Source organism: Pseudomonas sp. B6002 (genome assembly GCF_013385985.1).
Lineage (GTDB): Bacteria > Pseudomonadota > Gammaproteobacteria > Pseudomonadales > Pseudomonadaceae > Aquipseudomonas.
Window position 1 is genome coordinate 518415 of the sequence record NZ_JACAOY010000012.1, and the last position, 22071, is coordinate 540485.

At 60.5% G+C, this 22071-nt stretch carries 23 protein-coding genes and 1 tRNA gene; 6 read left to right on the forward strand and 18 right to left on the reverse strand.

The annotated features are described in order from the left end of the window. Window positions 1–77 precede the first annotated feature (77 nt). Both desA and HX792_RS18425 read left to right on the forward strand, forming a co-directional pair. On the forward strand, window positions 78–1262 hold the full coding sequence (gene desA, locus HX792_RS18420; protein WP_176997401.1) for a delta-9 fatty acid desaturase DesA: 1185 nt from the start codon (window positions 78–80) through the stop codon (window positions 1260–1262). A gap of 188 nt (window positions 1263–1450) precedes the next feature. Continuing rightward, a complete protein-coding gene (locus tag HX792_RS18425; RefSeq protein ID WP_176997402.1) occupies window positions 1451–2452 on the forward strand; it encodes a sensor domain-containing diguanylate cyclase in 1002 nt (333 codons plus the stop codon). 183 nt (window positions 2453–2635) lie between these two features. Here the strand turns inward: HX792_RS18425 and HX792_RS18430 are convergent, their stop codons facing one another. The 11 genes from HX792_RS18430 to HX792_RS18480 all read right to left on the reverse strand — a co-directional run bounded on the left by HX792_RS18430 (window position 2636) and on the right by HX792_RS18480 (window position 11297). After that, the gene (locus tag HX792_RS18430) at window positions 2636–3844 is read right to left on the reverse strand and encodes an HDOD domain-containing protein (protein ID WP_176997403.1); all 1209 of its coding nucleotides are present in this window, start codon (window positions 3842–3844) and stop codon (window positions 2636–2638) included. Between the two features lie 138 nt (window positions 3845–3982). Next, window positions 3983–5260, reverse strand: coding sequence for a 4-aminobutyrate--2-oxoglutarate transaminase (gene gabT, locus HX792_RS18435; protein ID WP_176997404.1), 1278 nt, complete (start codon window positions 5258–5260; stop codon window positions 3983–3985). A 185-nt stretch (window positions 5261–5445) separates the two neighbouring features. Further along, window positions 5446–6888, reverse strand: a complete 1443-nt coding sequence (gene gabD / locus HX792_RS18440) for an NADP-dependent succinate-semialdehyde dehydrogenase (protein ID WP_176997405.1) — start codon at window positions 6886–6888, stop codon at window positions 5446–5448. Window positions 6889–7181: 293 nt separating this feature from the next. Beyond that, complete coding sequence (locus tag HX792_RS18445) at window positions 7182–7496, reverse strand: RebB family R body protein (protein ID WP_176997406.1); 315 nt, start codon at window positions 7494–7496, stop codon at window positions 7182–7184. A gap of 50 nt (window positions 7497–7546) precedes the next feature. Then, the gene (locus HX792_RS18450; protein ID WP_176997407.1) at window positions 7547–7861 is read right to left on the reverse strand and encodes a RebB family R body protein; all 315 of its coding nucleotides are present in this window, start codon (window positions 7859–7861) and stop codon (window positions 7547–7549) included. An 82-nt stretch (window positions 7862–7943) separates the two neighbouring features. Continuing rightward, the gene (locus HX792_RS18455) at window positions 7944–8279 is read right to left on the reverse strand and encodes a hypothetical protein (protein WP_256349856.1); all 336 of its coding nucleotides are present in this window, start codon (window positions 8277–8279) and stop codon (window positions 7944–7946) included. Between the two features lie 40 nt (window positions 8280–8319). After that, window positions 8320–8946 carry a hypothetical protein gene (locus HX792_RS18460; RefSeq protein WP_176997408.1) on the reverse strand — a complete coding sequence of 209 codons (627 nt, stop codon included), beginning with the start codon at window positions 8944–8946 and terminating at the stop codon, window positions 8320–8322. Window positions 8947–9028: 82 nt separating this feature from the next. Further along, a complete protein-coding gene (locus tag HX792_RS18465) occupies window positions 9029–9601 on the reverse strand; it encodes a hypothetical protein (RefSeq protein ID WP_176997409.1) in 573 nt (190 codons plus the stop codon). Between the two features lie 18 nt (window positions 9602–9619). After that, complete coding sequence (locus HX792_RS18470; RefSeq protein ID WP_176997410.1) at window positions 9620–9847, reverse strand: RebB family R body protein; 228 nt, start codon at window positions 9845–9847, stop codon at window positions 9620–9622. A 103-nt stretch (window positions 9848–9950) separates the two neighbouring features. Continuing rightward, window positions 9951–10493 carry an RNA polymerase sigma factor gene (locus HX792_RS18475; protein ID WP_176997411.1) on the reverse strand — a complete coding sequence of 181 codons (543 nt, stop codon included), beginning with the start codon at window positions 10491–10493 and terminating at the stop codon, window positions 9951–9953. 87 nt (window positions 10494–10580) lie between these two features. Then, window positions 10581–11297, reverse strand: a complete 717-nt coding sequence (locus HX792_RS18480; protein ID WP_176997412.1) for a Crp/Fnr family transcriptional regulator — start codon at window positions 11295–11297, stop codon at window positions 10581–10583. 191 nt (window positions 11298–11488) lie between these two features. Here HX792_RS18480 and HX792_RS18485 point away from each other — a divergent pair. Beyond that, a tRNA-Arg gene (locus HX792_RS18485) sits at window positions 11489–11565 on the forward strand. Between the two features lie 57 nt (window positions 11566–11622). Here HX792_RS18485 and HX792_RS18490 read toward each other — a convergent pair. The 3 genes from HX792_RS18490 to HX792_RS18500 all read right to left on the reverse strand — a co-directional run bounded on the left by HX792_RS18490 (window position 11623) and on the right by HX792_RS18500 (window position 14576). Further along, on the reverse strand, window positions 11623–12216 hold the full coding sequence (locus HX792_RS18490) for a hypothetical protein (protein WP_176997413.1): 594 nt from the start codon (window positions 12214–12216) through the stop codon (window positions 11623–11625). Next, on the reverse strand, window positions 12213–12785 hold the full coding sequence (locus HX792_RS18495) for an RNA polymerase sigma factor (RefSeq protein ID WP_176997414.1): 573 nt from the start codon (window positions 12783–12785) through the stop codon (window positions 12213–12215). The genes HX792_RS18490 and HX792_RS18495 overlap by 4 nt, the downstream gene beginning before the upstream one ends. A 138-nt stretch (window positions 12786–12923) precedes the next feature. After that, window positions 12924–14576 carry a VWA domain-containing protein gene (locus HX792_RS18500; protein ID WP_176997415.1) on the reverse strand — a complete coding sequence of 551 codons (1653 nt, stop codon included), beginning with the start codon at window positions 14574–14576 and terminating at the stop codon, window positions 12924–12926. Window positions 14577–15030: 454 nt separating this feature from the next. Here HX792_RS18500 and HX792_RS18505 point away from each other — a divergent pair, with 454 nt between their 5' ends. After that, complete coding sequence (locus tag HX792_RS18505; RefSeq protein ID WP_256349857.1) at window positions 15031–16554, forward strand: M10 family metallopeptidase C-terminal domain-containing protein; 1524 nt, start codon at window positions 15031–15033, stop codon at window positions 16552–16554. A gap of 11 nt (window positions 16555–16565) precedes the next feature. On the opposite strand, the gene HX792_RS18510 is transcribed toward HX792_RS18505, so the two are convergent. Continuing rightward, window positions 16566–19127, reverse strand: coding sequence for an autotransporter outer membrane beta-barrel domain-containing protein (locus HX792_RS18510; RefSeq protein WP_176997416.1), 2562 nt, complete (start codon window positions 19125–19127; stop codon window positions 16566–16568). Window positions 19128–19203: 76 nt separating this feature from the next. After that, window positions 19204–19833, reverse strand: coding sequence for an amidase (locus tag HX792_RS18515; RefSeq protein WP_176997417.1), 630 nt, complete (start codon window positions 19831–19833; stop codon window positions 19204–19206). A gap of 182 nt (window positions 19834–20015) precedes the next feature. Here HX792_RS18515 and HX792_RS18520 point away from each other — a divergent pair, with 182 nt between their 5' ends. Both HX792_RS18520 and HX792_RS18525 read left to right on the forward strand, forming a co-directional pair. Continuing rightward, window positions 20016–20627: a hypothetical protein gene (locus HX792_RS18520; RefSeq protein WP_176997418.1), complete on the forward strand. Its 612-nt coding sequence runs from the start codon at window positions 20016–20018 to the stop codon at window positions 20625–20627. Window positions 20628–20630: 3 nt separating this feature from the next. Beyond that, a complete protein-coding gene (locus tag HX792_RS18525; protein WP_176997419.1) occupies window positions 20631–21218 on the forward strand; it encodes a hypothetical protein in 588 nt (195 codons plus the stop codon). A 70-nt stretch (window positions 21219–21288) separates the two neighbouring features. Here the strand turns inward: HX792_RS18525 and HX792_RS18530 are convergent, their stop codons facing one another. Next, window positions 21289–21600: a hypothetical protein gene (locus HX792_RS18530; protein ID WP_176997420.1), complete on the reverse strand. Its 312-nt coding sequence runs from the start codon at window positions 21598–21600 to the stop codon at window positions 21289–21291. An 8-nt stretch (window positions 21601–21608) separates the two neighbouring features. Beyond that, the gene (locus HX792_RS18535) at window positions 21609–22067 is read right to left on the reverse strand and encodes an SMI1/KNR4 family protein (RefSeq protein WP_176997421.1); all 459 of its coding nucleotides are present in this window, start codon (window positions 22065–22067) and stop codon (window positions 21609–21611) included. Between the last annotated feature and the right edge of the window lie 4 nt (window positions 22068–22071).

Genomic DNA, 22071 nt, shown 5'->3' on the forward strand with positions numbered 1-22071 from the left:
AGGGCGGCTGGTTTTCTCTGTAGGCTTAGTGATAATGCGTGAGCTGTTTTTTTCTTTATCTGAGGGCCATACAGCCTATGTGGTACAACGGTTTTCTTGACCTGTCAGCCTGGCAACTGGTGGCAGTCACGCTGTTGATGACCCACGTGACCATTGTTGGGGTCACGGTCTATCTGCACCGTTATTCAGCGCACCGCTCCCTGGAGCTCAATGGTGGCCTGAAACACTTCTTCCGCTTCTGGCTGTGGCTGACCACGGCGCAGAACACCCGCGAGTGGACCGCCATCCACCGCAAGCACCACGCCAAATGCGAAACCGTCGATGACCCGCACAGCCCGGTCATCAAGGGCCTGTCCACGGTGTTGCGCAAAGGCGCCGAGCTGTACCGCGCCGAAGCCGAGAACCCCGAGACCCTGCGCATCTACGGCAAGAACTGCCCGGATGACTGGATCGAACGCAAAATCTACACGCCTTACCCGTTGCTGGGCGTGGCGATCATGGGCGTGATCGACCTGCTGCTGTTCGGCACCATCGGCATCACCATCTGGGCGATCCAGATGATGTGGATCCCGTTCTGGGCCGCCGGCGTGATCAACGGCCTCGGCCATGCCGTGGGCTACCGCAACTTCGAATGCCGTGACGCCGCCACCAACCTGGTGCCATGGGGCATCATCGTCGGCGGCGAAGAGCTGCATAACAACCACCACACTTATCCCAACTCCGCCAAGCTGTCGGTGAAGAAGTGGGAGTTCGACCTGGGTTGGGCGTGGATCAAGGTGTTCAGCTTCCTGCGTTTGGCCAAGGTGCAACGTGTTGCGCCCATTGCCCACCGCGTGGAAGGCAAGGGTCACCTGGACATGGACACTGCCATGGCGATCCTCAACAACCGCTTCCAGATCATGGCCCAGTACCGCAAGCTGGTGATCGGCCCGCTGGTCAAGCAGGAGCTGGAGAAGGTCGATCATTCGGTACGCCACCAGTTCCACCGGGCCAAGCGGTTGCTGTCGCGTGAAACCAGCTTGCTGGATGACCGCCATCACGTGCGCATCCAGAGCATGCTGGAACACAGCCAGGCCCTGAAAGTGATCTACGAGAAGCGCCTGGCGCTGCAGCAGATCTGGCTCAAGACCAGCTCCAATGGCCACGATATGCTGGCGGCGATGAAGGAATGGGTACACGAGGCCGAGGCCAGCGGTATCCAGTCGTTGCGCGATTTCGCTCACCAGTTGAAGACCTACTCCCTGCGTCCAGCAGCGGTGTAAGCGCGATGTGGGAGGGCTCGCCCTCCCACACCTCCTCTTTTTGGCGTCATTTTCCGGGCACGGGCAATCCATGCCAATCACGGAACTTCACCGCAATTCCCCTCTCTCAAAGAACACTTCGCCATCATGGTGGCCCCTTGTAGTGACCGCTGTTCAATCCTGCGGCGCGCCCAGAGAGAGTTGTGCCGATGGTCCCCGAAAAGCCCTACCTGCCCGACACCCCCACCGCCGAGCACCCGCGCCCGGCCGCGGCGGCGACCCTGCTGGCCTTGATGCATGCCCAAGGCGAGGTCGAGCGCCTGAGCGAGCGCGAGCAACTGCTCAGCTCTCTGCTGGTTAGCGTAAACGCGGTGCTGTGGGCCATCGATTGGGAGACGCGTCGCGTGCTGTATGTGAGCCCGGCCTATGAACGGGTGTTTGGCCGTTCGGCGGGTTTGCTGCTGGCCGACCATCGGGAATGGCGCAACAGCATTCACCCCGAAGACCTCGACTACGCCGAACACAGCCTGGCCCGCGTGCTGGAGCACGGCGCCGTGGAAGACCGCGAATACCGTATCATCACCGCCGACGGGCAGATCCGCTGGCTGAGTGACAAGTGCTACATCAACCAGCAAGTAGAGCCCGGCGAGGCGGTGATCGTGGTCGGGATGGCCGAAGACATCACCGAAAAGAAACAGCTCGAACTTGAGCTGCACCGCCTGGCCACCACCGATGTGCTGACCCAAAGCAGTAACCGTCGACACTTCTTCGAATGTGCCAACCAGGCGTTCGACAGTGCCTGTGCCCAGGGCGCCCCGCTGGCCTTTTTGCTGCTGGACATTGATGACTTCAAGGACGTCAACGACTCCTACGGCCATCTGGAAGGCGATCAGGTACTGCGCCGTATCGCCGAGAGCGGCCGAAGTGTGTTGCGCCGTGGTGACCTGTTCGGGCGTATTGGCGGCGAAGAATTCGCTGCGGTGCTGCCCGGTTGTGCGCCGGACATGGCATTGCAGGTGGCCGAGCGGTTGGGCAACGAGATCCAGGCGCTGAGTTTCAGCTACGAAGGCCAGGCGTTTACCGTGACCGTCAGCCAGGGCCTGGCCAGCCTCAGCGAAGAGGACTCGACCCTCGACAGCCTGTTCGCACGAGCCGATGCGGCCATGTACGAGGCCAAGCGCCTGGGCAAGAACCGCGTGATCGCTGGCTAAAGCCGAGCACATTCATCGGCCACACTAAAAACCACTGTGGGAGCGGCGATGACGATGCTGCGCCATCGCAGGCTTCCCTGTAGGAGCCGGCTTGCCGGCGATAGCGGTGGGTCAGTGCCAAATGTTTTGTCTGATCGATTGCGATCGCTGGCAAGCCAGCTCCTACAGGGGGCTGTTTGTTTTTCAGGCGTTGCGTACGCGGGTGAGTTCCGACAAGCCCACCTTGAGCAACCGCGCGGTCTTGCTCTTGGCCAGCTCTTCCAGCCCCTCGTGCTCGGTCAAGCGCGCCATCTGCGCCGCCAGGTTCACCACCAGCGCATCCCGGGCGTACACGCCGCCTTCCAATGAGTAAATCGCCGCGATCAGCTGACGCAACTCCAGCGGCAGGCGCCAACGCGCTCGCAGCGCCGAACCGTAGGCTGCACCGAAGGTGTAGAGAGACTCGCCAATCGTCTCGTCATCCAGCGCCCCCCCACCCTGGCGCCAGTCTTCCAGGCAGCGCAGCAGCGCCAAGTCACCCAGCCGATGCAGGATTCCCGCGCTGTAGCAGCGCTCGTGGTCCAGCTCCAGCATGCGCGCCAGGCGACGGGCGTAGTCGGCGGTGTCCTGGGACAATTGCCAGTGACGCTCGGCGTAGGCCACCAAAGCCGGATCGCCCAGCACCACGTTGTGCTTGAACGCAAGGCCCAGGATCAGGTTCATGCTCTGCCCAGCCACCAGCTTGTGCAGGGCGGCGGGCAGGGTCTGCACCGGTGTGCCGTGATGGCCGGCGCTGTTAGCGGCGGCGATCAACACGGCGGTGATCTGCGGGTCCATGCGCACTCGGTCTTCCAGGCGCTTGAGGTCCAGGCCATCAGCGCCCAGGCTGTGCTGCACGGCGGCTTTCACATCGACCCGCAGTGGCGCGCCGTCGCAGGTTTCGCGGCGGCGCTCCAGGAACACTGGCAAGGTCATGCCCGGCGCCAGCGGGGGGATCTCGCAGTACACGCTCTCGCCTTCATTGAGCAGCAGGTCCTGCAGGCGCTGGGTCAGGCCTTCCATGTTCAGGGGTTTGGTCAGGTAGGCAGTCGGCGCCAGGGGCAGGGCTTCACGCACGCTGGCACTGTCATTGCGACTGCTCAGCAGAATGAACGGCAGCAGGGGCGAGCGGCGCTTCTGGCGCACGTTGCGCAGCAGGCTCAGGCCGTCGATGCCCGGCAACTCCCAATCCGCCAGGATCAGGTCGTAGGGTTTGTCTCGCAACAACGTGGCGGCCTCGTGCCCATCGGCACACACATCCAGCCGCGCGTCACAGCGCACATTCAATAACACTTGCTTGAGCAGATCCCGCGACCAAGGGTCCGCCTCGGCAATCAACACTCGGGGTACAGCTGGCAAATCAACAGCAGTCATCCGCACGCTCCATCGGCAATGCTTGCACCTTAGACAATCAAGGCGCCTACGTACAATGAACACGGCCTGAATGTGCGGCAATGGGCATAAAAAAACCCGCCGAAGCGGGTTTTTTCTGTCGATCAGGTCAACTTCGGCTTACAGCTCGGAGAAGCACTCTTCGATGATCGCCAAGCCTTTGTCCAGTTGCTCGTCCGGCGAGGTCAGCGGAACCAGTACGCGCAACACGTTGCCGTAGGTGCCGCAGCTCAGCAGGATCAGGCCCTTGTCACGCGCCTTGGCCACCACCGAGGCAACGGCAGCAGCGTTTGGCTTGTGGGTGTCGCCGTCGTCGAACAGCTCGACCGCGATCATCGCGCCCAGGGCACGCACTTCGCCGATGACCGGGTACTTGGCCTGGATCGCTTTCAGACCGGTGACCAGGCGCTCGCCGACAGCCTTGCAGCGGTCCAGCAGGTGCTCTTCTTCGAATACTTCCATCACGGCCAGGGCCGCGGCGCAAGCGATCGGGCTACCGGCGTAGGTGCCGCCCAGGCCGCCTGGTGCGATGGCGTCCATGTATTCAGCCTTGCCGCACACACCGGCCAACGGGAAGCCGCCGGCGATGGATTTGGCGAAGGTGGTCAGGTCGGCAGCAACGCCCATCTGTTCCATGGCGAAGAAGGTGCCAGTGCGGCCAGCGCCGGTTTGCACTTCGTCGGCGATCAGCAGGATGCCGTGCTTGTCGCACAGTTCACGCAGGCGCTTCATGAAGGACTTTGGCGCGACGTAGAAACCGCCTTCACCCTGCACGGGCTCGATGATGATGGCAGCGATATCGCGCGGCTCGGCATCGTTCTTGAAGATGCGTTCGATGCTGGCGATAGCGTCGTCGTCGCTCACACCGTGCAGCTCGTTCGGGTACAGCGCGCGGAACACGCCGCCCGGCATCAGGCCCATGCCGGCCGAGTACGGCACGACTTTACCGGTGAGGCCCAGGGTCATCATGGTGCGGCCGTGGTACGCGCCGGTGAACGCAATCACGCCAGCACGGCCGGTGGCGGCACGGGCGATTTTCACGGCGTTTTCAACGGCTTCGGAACCGGTGGTGACCAGCAGGGTTTTCTTGGCGAAATCACCTGGGACCTTGGCGTTCACTTTTTCGCACAGTTCCACGTAAGGCTCGTAGGCCAGTACCTGGAAGCAGGTGTGAGTCAGCTTGTTCAGTTGCTCGGTCACAGCCGCGATGATTTTCGGGTGCACGTGGCCGGTGTTCAGCACGGCGATGCCGCCGGCGAAGTCGATGAACTCGCGACCTTCAACGTCGGTCACGGTGGCGTTCTTCGCGGATTCGGCGAAGATCGGGTGAATCTGGCCAACACCGCGTGGTACAGCGGATTCGCGGCGTTTCATCAGGGATGCGTTGGTCTTGCTCATAAAGTCCTCATTCGCCACTCATCGGGTGGCGTGGTCCAAGGAATACGTGGCGGGGAGGCAACTACGGCAGCATGCGATGATCGACTGCCACAGCTTTCCCGGCCACTACGAATAACGGGGTGAAACACGCAAAGGGTCAGCGCTCTCGTGCCCTCTGCGTTTACTGCAAGCTCTTGCCGGGCCGATTAGATGCCCAGGCAGAGGTATTTGATTTCCAGGTAGTCCTCGATCCCGTACTTGGACCCTTCACGGCCCAGGCCCGAAGCCTTGATGCCGCCGAACGGCGCCACTTCGTTGGAGATCAACCCGGTATTCACGCCGACCATGCCGTATTCCAGGGCTTCCGCCACACGGAACACACGGCCCAGGTCGCGGGCATAGAAGTAGGAAGCCAGGCCAAACTCGGTGTCGTTGGACATCGCGATCACTTCGGCTTCGTCTTTGAAACGGAACAGCGGTGCCAGTGGGCCGAAGGTTTCTTCCTTCGCGACAGCGGCATCTTTCGGCACGTTGGTGAGGATGGTCGGCTCGAAGAAATTGCCTTCCATCACCTTGCCACCGGCCAGCAGCGTGGCGCCTTTTTTCAGCGCGTCGGCGATGTGCTCCTGCACCTTGGCCACGGCTTTTTCGTCGATCAGCGGGCCAGTGGTGGTGCCTTCTTCCAGACCGTTGCCGATCTTGAGCTTGGCCACCGCAACCTTGAGCTTTTCAGCGAAGGCGTCGTACACCGAATCCTGGATGTACAGACGGTTGGCGCAGACGCAGGTCTGGCCGTTGTTGCGGTACTTGGAAATGATTGCGCCCTCGACAGCCTTATCCAGGTCGGCGTCGTCGAACACGATGAACGGCGCGTTGCCGCCCAGTTCCAGGGAGACTTTCTTGATGTCCTTGGCACATTCGGCCATCAGCTGGCGGCCGATTTCGGTCGAGCCGGTGAAGGACAACTTACGCACGATCGGGTTGCCTGTCAGCTCACCGCCGATGTCGCCGGCGCTGCCGGTCACCACGCTCAGCACGCCTTTCGGGATACCGGCACGGTGCGCCAGTTCAACCAGGGCCAGCGCCGAGAACGGGGTTTGCGAAGCCGGCTTGATGACCATGGTGCAACCGGCGGCCAGGGCCGGGCCGGCTTTACGGGTGATCATCGCAGCCGGGAAGTTCCATGGGGTGATGGCCGCGGTCACGCCGATCGGCTGCTTGATCACGATCAGACGCTTGTCGGGCTGGTGGCCGGGGATCACGTCGCCGTAGATGCGCTTGGCTTCTTCGGCGAACCACTCGATGAAAGAGGCAGCGTAGGCAATTTCGCCCTTGGCTTCGGCCAGCGGCTTACCTTGTTCGAGGGTCATCAGGCGACCGAGGTCATCCTGGTTTTCGATCAGCAGTTCGAACCAACGGCGCAGCTTGTTGGCGCGCTCCTTGGCGGTCAGTGCACGCCAGGCCGGCAGGGCCTTGTCGGCGGCTTCGATGGCGCGGCGGGTTTCAGCGGCGCCCATCTTCGGCACGGTGCCGAGAATCTCACCTGTGGCAGGGTTGTTGACCTTGATGGTCTGGCCATTGTCCGCATCGACCCAAGCGCCATCGATAAAGGCTTGCTGGCGGAACAACTGGGCATCTTTAAGCTGCATGTCGGCTTTCCTTAACAGCACCGCGCGCACGCGGAGCGAATTAGAGTTGTTGAAAGGCGCCTTGTGGGCTGCCGTCAGGGAAATCAGCCCCAGCACGCGAAAAAGTGAAAGGCGCACGGGAGACAGAGCGTTTGAAATCTCAAACGAATCCTAGGATCAATGGGGGTGCAGGGCAATAGTCTGTTCGAAAAAAAGAACGAAAACGGCGCATTTGTCCAAGCTTTCGGATCAACGTACAAACGACAACACCCCCGGCGCCGGGTGGGCGACGGGGGTGCTGGGGGACCTGCGGATTACGACTGGAACGATTTGAGGATGGTCAACAGGCTGGTGAGGTTGTCGGCCACGCCGCCCTGGGCGACTTTCTCGGTAGCGGCGGCACCCGCGGTGGTGTCGACGCTGTAGATCTGCATCACGCCCTGGTTGGTCGCGGCCTGGGCCAGGGTATTTTGCTGTTGCTGGGCCGACACCGCGTTCTGGAACAGAATCGCCGTGGCCTGGCCCATGGACTGATAAATCGTGCTCATGGCCATCGCTGGCGATTCGGCGACGACCTTGACGTTGGTCTGGGTGACGGCATCGGTGATTTGCTGACTGACTGCACTCATGGTTGGAACTCCTGGGTTGAGAAAGAACAACATCCGTTAGTGCTCAGGGATCAAGACTGGAATGACTTGAGCACCGTCAGCAGGCTGGTGAGGTTGTCCGAGACACCGCCCTGGGCGACTTTCTCGGTAGCGGCGGCGCCGGCAGTGGTGTCGACGCTGTAGATCTGCATCACGCCCTGGTTGGTCGCGGCCTGGGCCAGGGTATTTTGCTGCTGCTGCGCTGAAACGGCGTTCTGGAACAGGATCGCGGTGGCCTGGCCCATCGACTGGTAGATGGTGCTCATCGCCATCGCTGGCGATTCGGCCACCACTTTGACGTTGGTCTGGGTAACGGCGTCGGTAATTTGCTCGTTGACGAATGACATGGTCAATTTCCTTATTTAATACACGGCGCATTCCGTGTTCATGAATGAACGTTGTAAAACAATCGCTGTGAAGCCTTGCAGGCTAGGGTTTCGTCGCAGGGTCCAGGATCGCCTCGATCTGCACGATCAGCCCCTGGATCAGCGTCTGCACTTCCTGACGCTTGCGCGCGATCTGTGTCTCACTGTCCGCCACCGCGCCATCAAGCACCTGGCGCACCGCCGCTTCACGTTGCTCGGCGGCCACCCTTAACGCTTGCTCGTTGGCCTTGGACTGCTCAAGCACCAGGGCTGCACGCTTGAGCGTTTCATCCACGACGGCCTGGGGTGCGCCGGCGAAGGTTTGCGGGTTGCGAATCAACGCTTCTAGCCGCTGCCGATCGGCAGCGGACAGTACCGGTGGTTGCATAGGGGGAGCCATGTGAACCTCCTGGTTCGATGCTTTACCGGCAACGGGGCCGCTAAAGCCGCACCTCGACGTTGTCTTGCCAGAAGCCGGCGAAGTAGAACAGTGATGAGGCATCGCAGAACGTCGCCAATTCTGCTGGCGTGATGGCTGAAGGCTGCTGATTGAAGATAGCCGACGGCGGTGGGACTAGATTGGCAGCGTTGTAAAGATTGCCCACTTCATAGCAGTTGGCTGCGAATTGTGAGCAAAACGAGCTACTGCCAATGTCGACCGACTCGTTGATTCGCGTCACCAGATTGGTATCGGAACTCCAGCGCCGAAAAGCCGAGATCATGGCCGTCCACACGCTATAGCGACCGCGAATATCGCCGCCGATCTTGTCGAAGTAGAACTGCTTGGCGGCCAACGCGGCGGCTTCGCCCAATGCTTCGTCCACACAGGAAAAAACCATGGCCGAACGCGGAGGTTTTTCCAGGCTCAAATCGGTCAAAGTCAGACCACTGCCGACACTTTCAATCACCAGTGTGTCACTCACCGCAATCGCAGGATGGACGACATTCAAGTAGCACGTGTCTTGGGAAAACACCGTGGCCTTGACCAGTTGGCCAGCTTTGATAAATGCACGTGTGGCGCTGTCGTCGTCTTGTTTCACCGAGAAAATGATATCTCCAGGCTGCATGATGTCGCTCCTCACTCAAGAAAAGTTACGTTCAGGTTGCTGTTGCCGCGTTCCAGAAGGGCTCTGGAACGTCGTGCTCGGTTCAGGCCGCTGGCGCAGCCCGGTTGGCCAAGGTGTCGGCGTACTTGGCGATGCTCTGGTCGATCTTGTCGATGGCCACACTGGCGGCCTCGGCCTCCATCGCCCCGGCAGCGGCAGCCACAGCGGCGGCGGCGCCCACCAGCAGATCGGTCGCCAGCGCACCCAGCGCATCCTCGGCAGCGGCCGGCAGGTTTTCCTTGACGATGTTTTCGGTCATTTGCTGGAGCAGCACGGCCTGGGCCGCCAACGCGATCTTGCTGACGCCGTCGAAATACCCCGCCGCCGACTGCGCCACCAACCCGGCGGCCTGGCTGATCATCATGTCGGCGGGGACGGCGATCTGCGCCGGGGCATAGGCCACGTTCTGCGCATTGGTGAACTGCACGGCCTGCACAATCTGACTATTGAGCGCCGCAGTGCTGTCCGTGGAAGGCGTGCTGGCTTGGTTGAGCAAATGTTCGTTCATGCGCGCCATGACCGAGCGCGAAGGCGATGCCGCTGGAGCGGGTGCAGGGGTTTCGGCGGCGGGTGTTGCAGGTGCGGCAGCAGGTTTCTTCTTGCTGAACCATGACATGATCTGACTCCCCAGGGCTTAACCCTTCTCGCCAATCTGCATGATCAGCGCGACCGCCTTGGAGACCACCGCATTGGAGATCTGGTTCATGGCCTGCTGGCTGTTGACCGCATTCTGCAAGGACAAGCCCGCCGCGCTGCTGGCAACCTGGTACAGCGACGCGATGGCTTGGGCTGGCGCCTCCGCAACCACCTTGACGTTGGTTTGGGTGACCGCGTCGGTGATCTGACTGTTGACCTCTGTCATACATCTCTCCTTGATGAAATGCACCCGGACATGGGCGTATTGAATGGCGGCGTGGTGTGCTCATAGAACTTGAACGCCCCCCGCCGACCGTTGTGAATAAAGTTCAGCGCAAGGCAATCCGCAGCAGTTGCACACGCTTGCGGACCAGCGGCAGTTTCACCTGCAACTCGGCAGCGATTTGCGGGTAAGGCAACTCATCCACGAAACGCATTTCGAACAGGCGCTGCTGTGAAACCGGTAACTGCGCCAGGTGCGCCTCGATCCGTTCCAGGCGTTCGTAACATTCCACGCGCTCTAGCACCGAGGCACAGGGGGCGGCGAGTTCGGCCAGGTGATCGTGTTCAAGCACCACCGAATCATCGAACACTCGCCCCTCACGCTTACTGCGCCGCAGGCTGTCAAAGAACACGTGGTCGAGCACCAGGAACAGAAACCCCTGGGGATCGCGAATACGCTCCGGTGAACGCCGAAAAAACAGCAAGGCCTTGATGGCCGTCGCTGACAGCCATTCCTGGCCCTGATCCTGATTGCCTTTAGCCCGGCGCAAGGCCCGGCGCTTGAGTTCCCCCTGTACCGAACGCCAACTCGCTTCGAACAACCGGTCGTCAGCCACGGCTGCTTTGTTCAACTCAAAAGTCATCCCCATCACGCGCACTCCCTTGCATTTTTGATGAAGGATCAGTCTGAGAGGATTCAACGAAGCAACGCTGTTACCTGGGGAACACAGCACCGACTAATTCAACGAAAAAGCCTTGCGCCGCAGGTGGTCGAGGTCATTAATCACCATTCGCTCCAAGTTGCCGCTGATCAGGCCACTGCGGCGCCAAAGCTGCAGTTGCACGTTCAGTTTGGGGCGACTGGTGTTAAGCATGGACGCCAGCACTCCTTGGTTGGCCGGCAAGGACACGCTGGGCATGGCCAGGGCCAGGTCGATGTCATCCATGTTCGCCAGCAGAAAGCGCGCCAGCCGCGACTCCAGCCGATGCAGGCTCACCAGCTCCAGCAACTCGATGACATGCAGCAGCCGCATCATCATCAACATCAGCAGGCGCCGCAGAAATACCGGTTCCTCGAACAGCACAGCAAAATGCCGGCTGCCCAATTGCAACATGCGCGTCTGGCCACTGGCGAAGGTCGACGATTCGCGCCCATGTCCCTTGATCAAGGCGGTCTCCCCCACGACCTGCCCGGCACCGACGCTGCCGATGATCTGCTCCCGACCATCAGGGCCCTGCATCACCGAATAAATCCGCCCCTCCACCACCAACGCGATGAATTCGAGGGTGTCGTCCTTGAAATAGAGCACTTCGCGATCATCCAGCGTGCGCTCCACCATATGGGTCGCGACGTGGTGCAACAGGTGTTCCGGCATACCCCGAAACAAATCGGAACGGGCCAGCAGGGCTTGTCGCAACGGGAGATCGAGCATCACGGTTCCTTTGGAATGCATGCGTTCACCTGGTCTGACGGGAAAATGCTGCGCGCACGGCGCAGAGAGGTGCTTTAAAGCCAACGGGGCAAAGCAAACAAAGGGACGTCCGGCCGGCGGACTTGTGAATGCATGGAAAACGCCAGCATTGGCGACAAAAAACACCGGCGTGGACGCCTTGAACCGACATGGGTATGATGTCGCCCGCACAAGCATCCGTAGCTCAGCTGGATAGAGTACTGCCCTCCGAAGGCAGGGGTCGTGGGTTCGAATCCCGCCGGGTGCACCAGATACAAACGAAAAAGCCCCAGGCCGAAAGACCTGGGGCTTTTTTGTGGGTGCTGATTCACCGCTTCTGCAATGCCTCCAACCTTGCCGGCAAATCCTCCCCAGGGAAGCGCTCATGCAGCGCCAGCAGCTTCTCATCCGCCGCCCTCGCCTGCCCTGCTTCACGCAGTCTCATAATTTCCCGCAAACCCTCCTCCAACGAAGGCAACGCCACCGGCGCGCGTTTGCTAAGCCTGGCGCTGGACTCATCCGCCATCGAGCCCATGACTTGTGCACTGTCGGCCTTGGGTGCAACGGCAAGGCGTGCCACGGGCGCAGGGGCGGACATCGGGGGCGGCGCCGGGCGGGCGGCTTCTTCGTGGAGCGCAGAGAAGGTCGCCGTGGAGATTTCCGGCTGTGGCACGGGCGAGCGCATCACCACGCCGATCATCAGCGCCAAGCCCGCCACAGTGGCGAATGCCATCTGCCAGCGCGGGCGTTGGCAAGCCTGCAGCCAGCGCTGCCACAGGTTCGGCTGTGGGGCCGGGGCTTCGCGGCGGGCGGTGGCGAGGATGAAGGCGTCGAGGGACGCAGGCGGTTCGCCGGTGCTGTGTTGACGATAGTGCTGGAGCAGCACGTCGTCGGGGTCCGGGGTGTGTCGGGAGTCGGTCATGCGGATATCTCCTCGGCCAGCAGGCGGCGCAGTTTCTGCTGGGCGTAACGCAGGCGGCTTTTTACGGTTTCCAGCGGGGCATTGGTGAGCGCGGCGATTTGCGGCACTTCGAGGTCGCCGTGCAGGCGCAGCAGGAAGACTTCTCGCTGGTCTTCGGGCAAGTCTTGCAGGGCAGCGTTGAGGCGCGCCTGGTCGCGACTCAAGCTGAGTTGCTGCTCGGGGCCGGCACTGTCGTCGGCCTGGGCATGCAGTTGCTCGTCGTAGCTGTCGTGCAAAGGATTGTGAATGCCGTGCTTGCGCCAGTAGTCGATCAGGCGGTTGCGGGCAATCTGGAACAACCAGGTGCGAAAGCTCGCCCTGCCCTGTGGCTGGGTATTGCTGCGGATCAGGCTGAGCCAGGTCTCCTGGTAGATTTCCTCGGCCAGTTCGGCTTTGTTGCTCAGGGACACCAGGAACCGGTACAAGCTCTGGCGATGCCGCGCGTACAGAACCTCGAACGCGGCCCCCTCACCGGTTCGGTAGCGGGCCAGCAGCGCTTCATCGCTGGGTGAATCGTCTGGGACGGCCATGCGGGTGGCGAACTCCTTTCGGTATTCCTTCTAGGAGCCGGCTTGCCGGCGATTGCGGTGTGTCGGGTGACGCATGCGCCACAGAGAGTCCGCTATCGCCGGCAAGCCGGCTCCTACAGGTGGGCGGTGTGGTGGAAATCAGTGTTTGAGGGCCAGGGCCATTTCGACCAGTTGCACGAATTCGTTGCGCAGGCCAAAGGGGTCATCGCCCCGGGCCGAGCGTGCCAGTGCGGCCGTGTCACTCAAACTCATGGACCCAGTGTAGCGGCCATCGCCCTTGAGCTGTTGGGCAAAGGCGGCCACGGCCGCCGAGAAGCGCAGGTCGTCGCTGGCCTTGTTTGATGCGTTGCTGATCGGGCGCTTGATCAAGCGGCTCTCGCCCCCCGCAGCGGGCTTGTAGCGCACGCGCAACATGGCCAGTTCAGCGGAGTTGCCTGCCAACGAGGGCTCACTGGCGTAGCGCAATGGTTCTATCCAGCCTCTCTTGCCCTTCGGCACGATTTCGTACAGCGCAGTTACCGTATGCCCTGCGCCGATTTCACCGGCGTCGACCTTGTCGTTGTTGAAATCCTCACGCTTGAGCGCACGGTTTTCATAGCCGAGCAAACGGTACTCGCTGACCTGGGCCGGGTTGAACTCCACCTGCAACTTCACGTCCCGCGCGACGATCGCCAGGGTCGAGCTGAGCTGGTCCACCAGCACCTTGCGGGCTTCGCGCAGGTTGTCGATATACGCATAGTTGCCATCGCCTGCATCGGCCAGCTGTTCCATCAGGTGCTCGTTGTAGTTATCCACACCAAACCCCAGGGTGGTGAGGGAGACACCACTTTTGCGCTGGTCCACGGCCATCTGCTTGAGGCTGTCGAAGTCGCTGACACCCACATTGAAGTCACCGTCGGTCGCCAGCAGAATGCGGTTGATACCCTTGTCGATAAAGCCTTCGCGGGCCATCTGGTAGGCCAGTTCAATACCCGAGGCCCCTGCGGTGGAGCCGCCTGCGGTGAGCTGGTCGATGACATTGCGGATTTTCGCCTTGTCGCGGCCGGAAGTAGGCTTGAGCACCACGCGCGACTCACCGGCGTACACCACCAGCGACACATGGTCTTGCTCACGCAGTTGATCCACCAGCAACTTCAAGGTGCTTTTCACCAGCGGCAGGCCTTCCGGGCGGTCCATGGAACCGGACACGTCCACCAGGAACACCAGGTTGGCCGGCGCCAGCTGCGCCACGGCGCGGTCGGACGCCTTGATGCCGATGCGCAGCAATTGCGTGTCTGGATTCCACGGCGTGGCCACCACCTCGGTGGTCACGCCAAAGGGTGAGCCATCCGTGGGCAACGCGTAGCTGTAGGGGAAGTAGTTGACCATTTCTTCCAATCGCACGGCACCGTCAGGCGGCAAACGGCCTCCGTTGAGGAATCGTCGCACGTTGGCGTAGCTGCCGGTGTCGACGTCGACACTGAAGGTCGAGACCGGTGTCTCGACCACGCGGTGCACCGGGTTGTCCGGCAGGTTGGCGTATTGCTCACGGGGTTCGCTGCGGTACGCCATTGCCGTCGAGTCTTGCTCCATCAACCGCGCAGTTATCGGGGCTGGCAGCGCCATGCGTTTGACCAGTGCGCCCTGCGCAGGCTCGCTGTTCAACTCGGAAAGGGGCGCTGCGACGGTGGCTAATTCAGGCTTGGCCTCCTCGCGGGAAGAAGAGAGCCCGCACCCGGCAAGGGCGAGCAACGAGACGACGGCAAAGCCCTGGAAGAAAGGGCGCAGGTACAGTTTGGGAAGAGAAAACATGGCGACAGGACCTCGCGGATAAATGATGCCTACACAGCATCAGACGCAAGGTACCTTCGGTTCGGGTTACGCCTCGGCATTTTCCATTCAGTACATTGGCGCTCTACCAGTGCAGGGATGAATCAGGGCGATTCTGTAAGCCTATGTATATGTAATTTATTTTCCAGGGACCAACTTTCGAAAAGCCCGCGAATACAAATATAGGGAACCCGTTCCAATCCGGAACCTACGACACGCCACCGTATTTACTTTTAAACAGCACATTTGCAACAACATGCGACCCCGCTCCGCAGCAGCCTTTCAGAAACATATAAATGATTGGCCCACGGGCTTAGCGCTGCCAACTTAGCCTTTGCAATAGGAGATTGCTCGAAGTCAATTAGCAAGGATAAAAACAAGCACCACTTGGAACATTCTTCACATGAGAATACCGCCTGGATCCGCCGGATTCGTTATGCCGTTCGTCCGCCCTTCGAGACCACAGCACTTCTTCCAACCCTTCAATTTGCCCATGATTTTTCGCCCGTTTATACAACCCTTCATCAGCCATCCATTCCTGAGGCCTTTCATCCAACCCCTTTTTCGCCCAATGCTCAGTCCAGATCACCAGCCCCTGACACGTGATTACGCCGACCACGCCCTAAATTTGGATAAGCCTACGGAACGCACCCGGGATGGGCAGGACCCGACCCGGCGCCCGGACGACCCTTATGTCTCCAAGGTAAACAAGCGCGCCTTCAACGAACAACAACGCGTCACACAACTCATCCGGGGTATCCCAAAATGGCAAGATCGAAATAAAAACAACGTCACTGAAATTGCCTATTCATTCAATAACGTCGGATTCAACGAAACACAGAAACGCGAGGCACGGCGTTCGATAGAGTCCTGGAGCGACGTGGCCAACCTGGCATTCACCGAAAATGGAGGCGCAGCCGAAGGCCGGCTGACATTTGGCATCTCGCCTTTTATCCCCACCGCAAACGCTACCTTCCCAACGCCCAACGGACATGGAGGTGGCGACACCGTCTATAACCCGTTCAGGGTCAGTCGCATCATCATGACCCATGAAATAGGTCATGCCCTCGGGCTCCGTCACCCCGGCGACTATGACGGCCACGCAACCGAAAACCAGCGCGTCTATGCGCAAGACTCCACGGCCCACACGGTCATGAGCTACTTCTATGATCGCAGCAGTGGCAAGACCCTGGGCGCCAAACCCAAGGCGCCCATGATGGATGATATCGCGGCCATCCAGAAGCATTACGGTGCCAACCATCGAACCCGCAAGGAAGACAATACCTACGGCTTCAATTCAAACACGCGAAGGGACTATTACACGTTGAAATCCGCGCAGGACCGCTTCGTCGCCTGCATATGGGACGGGGCGGGCAACGACACCCTGGACTTTTCCGGCTACCGCTCCAACCAGACCCTCAACCTTAAGGAGGGTTCGTTTTCCGACGTAGGCGGCCTGCAAGGCAACCTTTCGATTGCCAGAGGCTGCACGATCGAAAACGCCCTAGGTGGCTCCGGCCACGACGCGTTGATTGGTAATACGGCCGATAACCGGCTCACTGGCAACGGCGGTTCGGACCAACTACGCGGTGGCGACGGTGCTGATACGTTTGTCTACAACCACGCCAGCGACTCTACGCCCGATCAGCCCGACACCTTGATGGACTTCACTACCGGCACCGACAAGATCGATATCAGCGCTGCCATGCAACAAGCCAATACGCCAGCATTGGTCTTTACCCAAACCTTCAGTGGCAAGGCCGGTGAAAGCGTTCTTGCGTATGACGAAAAAACCGGGCGCGGCAGCGTTTCCATCGACCTCTCGGGCAACGGTCGCGCCGACCTGCTGATCAACACCCACGGGCGGGTCAACCCCGAAGACTTCGTCCAGGCCAAGCTTCGCCCGCCATTACCGCAGAGCAGTTATCGCCTCAGAAGGCCGTGGTTACGAACACGTTGATGGCCACAGGCTCAAAAGGCATACCGCGCCTTGAGCAACAGGCCATCCGCGTCGAACCCACTGCGGGCCTGGCGGGTGTAGCTCGCCCCAACACTGAAGGCCGATAGCTGATAGGTCAGGCCCAGGCAGGCCTCGACACTGTCACGAGCAACCGATGCCCCCGTGACAGTGAAGGTCGATCCTCCCAGTACAAAGGCAGAGGTCTGCGCCACGCGGTCGCCCATCAGGTCGTGATACGCCATCAGGGTTGCTTCCGGTTGAAGGTGGCCTGCGCTCAACGGAAAGTCGACCGCCACGCGCAAGCCCGCCCCCAGCTCACCCACTTCATAGCGCTGGGCGCCGGTGCGCAGTGCGGCCGAGGAGCCTTTTTCACTGAACCCGTCCATGCGCACATGGGAATAACGCGCCGCGACACGAGGCTCAAGCAGCAGCGCCTGCGATACGTTGAGGCGGTAGCCACCCAACACACTGGCGGAATAGACGTCACTGCCGTAATTGCCTTTGGCGGTGGTGCCGGCGATGTGGCGACGGCTGTCGTTGTCGTTGTGCCCGTAACCTAATGCGGCCTCGACGAACGCGTAGTCCTGCACCCAGTTGCCATACAACGACAACGCGTTGCCCTGTATCTGAGTCTTGTTGCCTTGGTCAGAGCGCACATTGGCATTCAAGTAGCTGTAGGCCACGCCCAGGGTGGTGGTGTCATTCAGCCGGCCGTCCACGCCGACTGCCATGCCGCTGGTGTTGGCAGAATAACCGTCGACGCCCTGGCGCTGGTCCTGGTCCAGGTTGTTGCTCAGGCCTTGCACCCACACGCCTGTCGCCTCGCGGCTAAACCGTTGTGCCGTCAAACGGTTGGAGATCACGCCGTTGACGGCTGCCTGCCCGGACAACGAAACGTCCAGCGCACCCCGGCTCACCTCGGGCTTGAGCTGCTCACCCAGTTGCGCCAGTTGCTGCGCGCTGGCATTGGCTGATGCCTGGAACACCGGGTCGTCCTGACCCAACCGTGCGAGCACACTGTTTTTCAGTTCATTGACGGCGCTGATGGCGGCGCGGCTGGCACCGGCACGTGTCAGCTCGTCGTCGACTTGCGGGTTGCTTTTGACCGCTACCAGCGCCTTGACCGTCTGTGCATCCGTCGAATAGCTCAACACGTCCAAAAGTGCCGAATGACTCACCACCATCAGGTTATTGTCCACCACGCTGGTGGCTTGCAGCAGGGTGTACTCCGTACCACTGGACACTGCGTTGAAGTCACCGGGCTTGGCGCTCACGGTCAACCTGGAGTCAGGGGCGAAACTCGCCACGCCGTTCACGCTCAGGTAAGGCGATGTGGGTACGACGCCGCTGCCCAGACGCATATCAACCCCCGCGCCAGAGCCGACGGTGAGGCCGCCATTCACGGTGGTGCCAGGGGCCGACAGGTTGAGCGAGCCTGCGCTGATCGATACCGGCCCGTCTAGGCGGCTGCCAAAAAAGTCGGCGTTGCCCGTGACATTCACGGCTGAGACGTTGCGCACGTCCCCCACAATGCTGCCGCCGCTCCAGTTCAACGTCACCAGGTGCGCCCCATCAATGGCAACGCCCGAGGCGCTGCGAATTTCACCGGCCTGCTGGTTGATTTCAAAAGGCGAAGTCTGGTCGACCGCGTCAACTTGAATGGCCGTGCCACCCGCATTGATGGTGCCGCGGTTGATGATGCCCCGGGCACCTGATGCCAAATGGGTGGTGAAGGTCGCGCCGCGCAGGCTGAAGGCTGTGGCATTGCTGCCCTTGGCTTCGACGGTGCCGGTGTTGAGCAAATAATCGAAATTGCCCTCGTAAATTTTGATGCCGAAGGCCTGGTCACCCTTGGCGGATATCAGCCCACTGTTCTCCACCCTCAAGTCACTGGTCGGGGCCTCGAAATCAAGGGCAACCGCTTCCTCACCGGTGACACGGATCGTGCCCGAATTGAGGAGCTTGCCGCCGATTTTCACCACCAGGTTGTTGTGCCGATCAATGACCAGTCCCGTCCCATCGTGGGCAGTAACATCGATCAACCCGGTATTCGACACGTCACCGTCGATGCTGGTGCCGTTGAGGTACAGGCCCTCCCCTTCACCAAAAGATACGCCCGACGCGTCGATGATGATGTTGCCGGAGTTGATGACACTGCCACCGATGGTCGTGGCGCCGATCTCAAACCCTTCGGCGCTGGGCAACCCGGTCATGCGTATCGTGCCGGCCTGGATCACATCTCCGGAAATCGTGCCACCTGCGGGCATGCCACCGCTGGTGAAGGCGCCGTCGATGGCCATCCCGCCCACTGAACGAGCGGTGCCGTCCATGGAAACAGTGGCGCGGTTGATCAACGAGCCGTTGATCGTGGTGTCGCTGATACTCACCCCATAAGTGAGGTTCTGCGTAGCCGTCACCGAACGGGTGCCGGCCAGGGTCAACGATGAGTTGAGGGTCTGGTTGGCCCAAGTGTTCTGACCGCTGCCAATGTCGGTATCAGCGGCATTTGCGGGTGCGACGGCCGCCCCCACCATGATTGCCAATACGGTCTTGTGAATTCCCTTGTACTGCATCTGTAGCTCCATGGACGACAGCCCGCCTCGCCATCAAGAATGGCGGGGGCAGGCTTGGCAATAGGGTAAAAAGGGCTTAACGGCAGGGACGGTCGGTGGCTGGCATCGCGTCCAGCATCTTCGGCATGGCTTGCTTCTGCGCGTGCAACTCATACACAAAAAACGGGCAACGTACGCCCCGCTTTCCGTTGATATCGCCGCCGTAGACCATCCCGATATAGGCCTCGTACTGCTTGCCCTTTTCAAAGGTGAACACCGCCGAGAGGGCCGGGCATTTGCTGTAGGTGCTGCCGTAGCTGCCCACCACCAGCTCGTCACGGGACAGCAGGAACGGCCTGCCCGCTGGCACTGGGTACTCAGCAACGATCTCGCTGTACGAGCCCTCAGCCATGCTGATCATGCCCAGGTACTCGGCCATTTTTGGCAGTGCGCGCGGCGGCATGCCCAATACCGGAGGCACCAGGGGCGACTGCGGGTAGTTGATGCTCGGCTTGTCACCGTCATAAAAGCGCCCCGCCTTCGCCAGGCCTTGCTCAGTGCCCACGCAGCCGGCGTAACTGCCGCCACGCACTTCACCGTTGGTGATGACGCGCAACTGCGCCGTGTCGGTATCGGCAGGCGGTGCCACATAAGGCACCCACGGGTGGCGATTACAGGCAGACAACAGCACCAGCGTGCTGCACAGGGCGAGGGTTTTCAGGTCCATTGAAAGGGTTTCCATGCAGTAAATGCGAGGGGAGGCACACACTATGGGCGGCGACTGTACGCTTCCAACAGGCCGTCCGAAACCTGTGGGAGGCCCCCTCTGAGAAATAAAAAATACCCGCTCAAGTTATCTACGAGCAGGTCGAGACAATGACTTGGCTCGTTCATTAATAGGGAAATTGCGTGTTGAAAACCTTCTTGCGGGCGACCGCCCTGATCGCCGCGCTGTCGATGACCGGCTGCGTGTCCTACAACGTCACAGGCCCCGTCGGCGCCCCGCTCCATCCGGCATCCACCAGCAGCCCACGCAGCGCGCAAATCGCCGACGTCGCCGTCACCGCCGCCGACATCAACGACGCCAACAAGACGGCCATCAGCCGCTCACTCACCGTACAGTTGAATCAGTACGTGCGCACGGCGGGCTATTTCAAGCAAGTCACCGAATACCCTACGCGCCTGGGTGAAGACGATGTCCTGCTGAAGTTCAACATGACCTCCCTCAAGGGCCACCGAGGGCCGCACCCTGGATACTTCCCCGGAGCGTTGCTGACATTGACCGTATGGATCTGGGTCAATGGCCCGATCTACGTCGACACCTTCGACGTGGCCGGCGACCTGGTGATCGTCGACCGCAACGGCAAAGAGCTGGCGAGCGCCAAGGAAGAGGTCAAGTTCGAGCGCAACGTGGGCCTGTATGGTCGCGAATACTGGGCACCGACCATGGGTGCCAAACAGCTCAATGAGCTGGTCTCACAACTGCTCGACTCCGCCACCGCCAAGCTGCCCAAGGAATAACCCATGAAAGGATTGATCAAGCACAGCCTGGTGCTCGCCGCCGTATTGCTGAGCGGTTGCGTGTCCTACTCGCAACACGAACTGCCTGCGGTCCAGACCTGGCCGCCAACCGCCAACGCACCGGCACAAAAACCCACCGCGTTCGTGCGCACTACAGCGCTGAACCAGATCAACGGTGGTCCGGGCAATGCGACCGCTGGCGCGAACACTGTTCTGTGGGAAAAGGCTGTGGCTGACGCGTTTCGCCAGTCCAACCGCTTTTCGCGGGTGAGCACCGACAAGGTGGACTCGGACATCTACGCCGAAGCCACCCTGTACAACAACGAACAGTTCAGCATGGCCTCGGCGATCATCACCGGCGCGACGTTCTTCATCATCCCGTCCACGGCGAAGAACACCTTCACCCTGGAAACGGTGTTCAAGGACAAGGACGGCAAAGAGCTGGGCCGGGTCAAGAAGAGCGAGTCGGTGCGTACCTGGATGCATCTGGTATTGATCGTGACGATTCCATTCCAGGCCGACACCCGGGAAGTGGTCGAAGCGCTGACACGCAGCACGCTGGACGAAGCCGTCCAACGCAAGTTGCTGTAACGCTACACGTGTGGCAGGCAGCTACGTCCGCTTGCCACATGCCTTCCAATAATCGACAGGTCAACGCCCATCAGGGCGCTGGAGGAAAATTGGTGTCCACAAAGTTTTTCGCAAAATCTTCAGCGTTGATGTGTGCCCCCGCCGCGGCAAATTTCTCTGAGTTCACACGCCATATTTCGCGGATCTTGCCCGCCAGCGACTCAGGAAAATCCATTTGAGCCGCAACCACTTCAGACCAGTTGCCTTGCACCCCATACAGCTCGTGCAGCTTGGGTTCCAATGCACTCAAGGCTGTTTTTTGCTCGTCTGTCAGCTCATCAATGGCCGATAGCACATAGCACTCCAACAGGCGTAGAAAGGGTTTGCCCTCGTATCGATTCATAGCGCTTCTCAAATAAAATCCGGGTGAACGATCAATTGCTGCAAAAACGCCTCGAAACTCTCTGCCAGTAAGATTCGCTCCGTACCTTCATGTGAGTAGTACCAAACGGCGCCCGACGGCGAAGCCAGCGAAATATAAAACACGTTCCCCCCGCCATCACGACCGAATGGCAACATCGAGGAACCCAGCACTTCAGACCAATCCTCAAGCGCCTTTTCCAGACTCTCGGCGCCGCCTGCCCCCAATGGATAAAACCAATCGACGCTGACGCTGGAATCCGTCGAAGTATCCAGGAAAAAGGTCCCGACTTCGGGGTGTCCGCCGTTGGCACTGCGGATCAAGTGAAGATAGCTTTGTGGGAGCGAGTGGCCAAGCCGCTTCTCAACCGCACGCACGCAGGACTCTTCGCCGTTGAATCCCAGGCTCGCATGCCCCCCGACATTGATATTCAGTTCAGCAATATTCATGTTT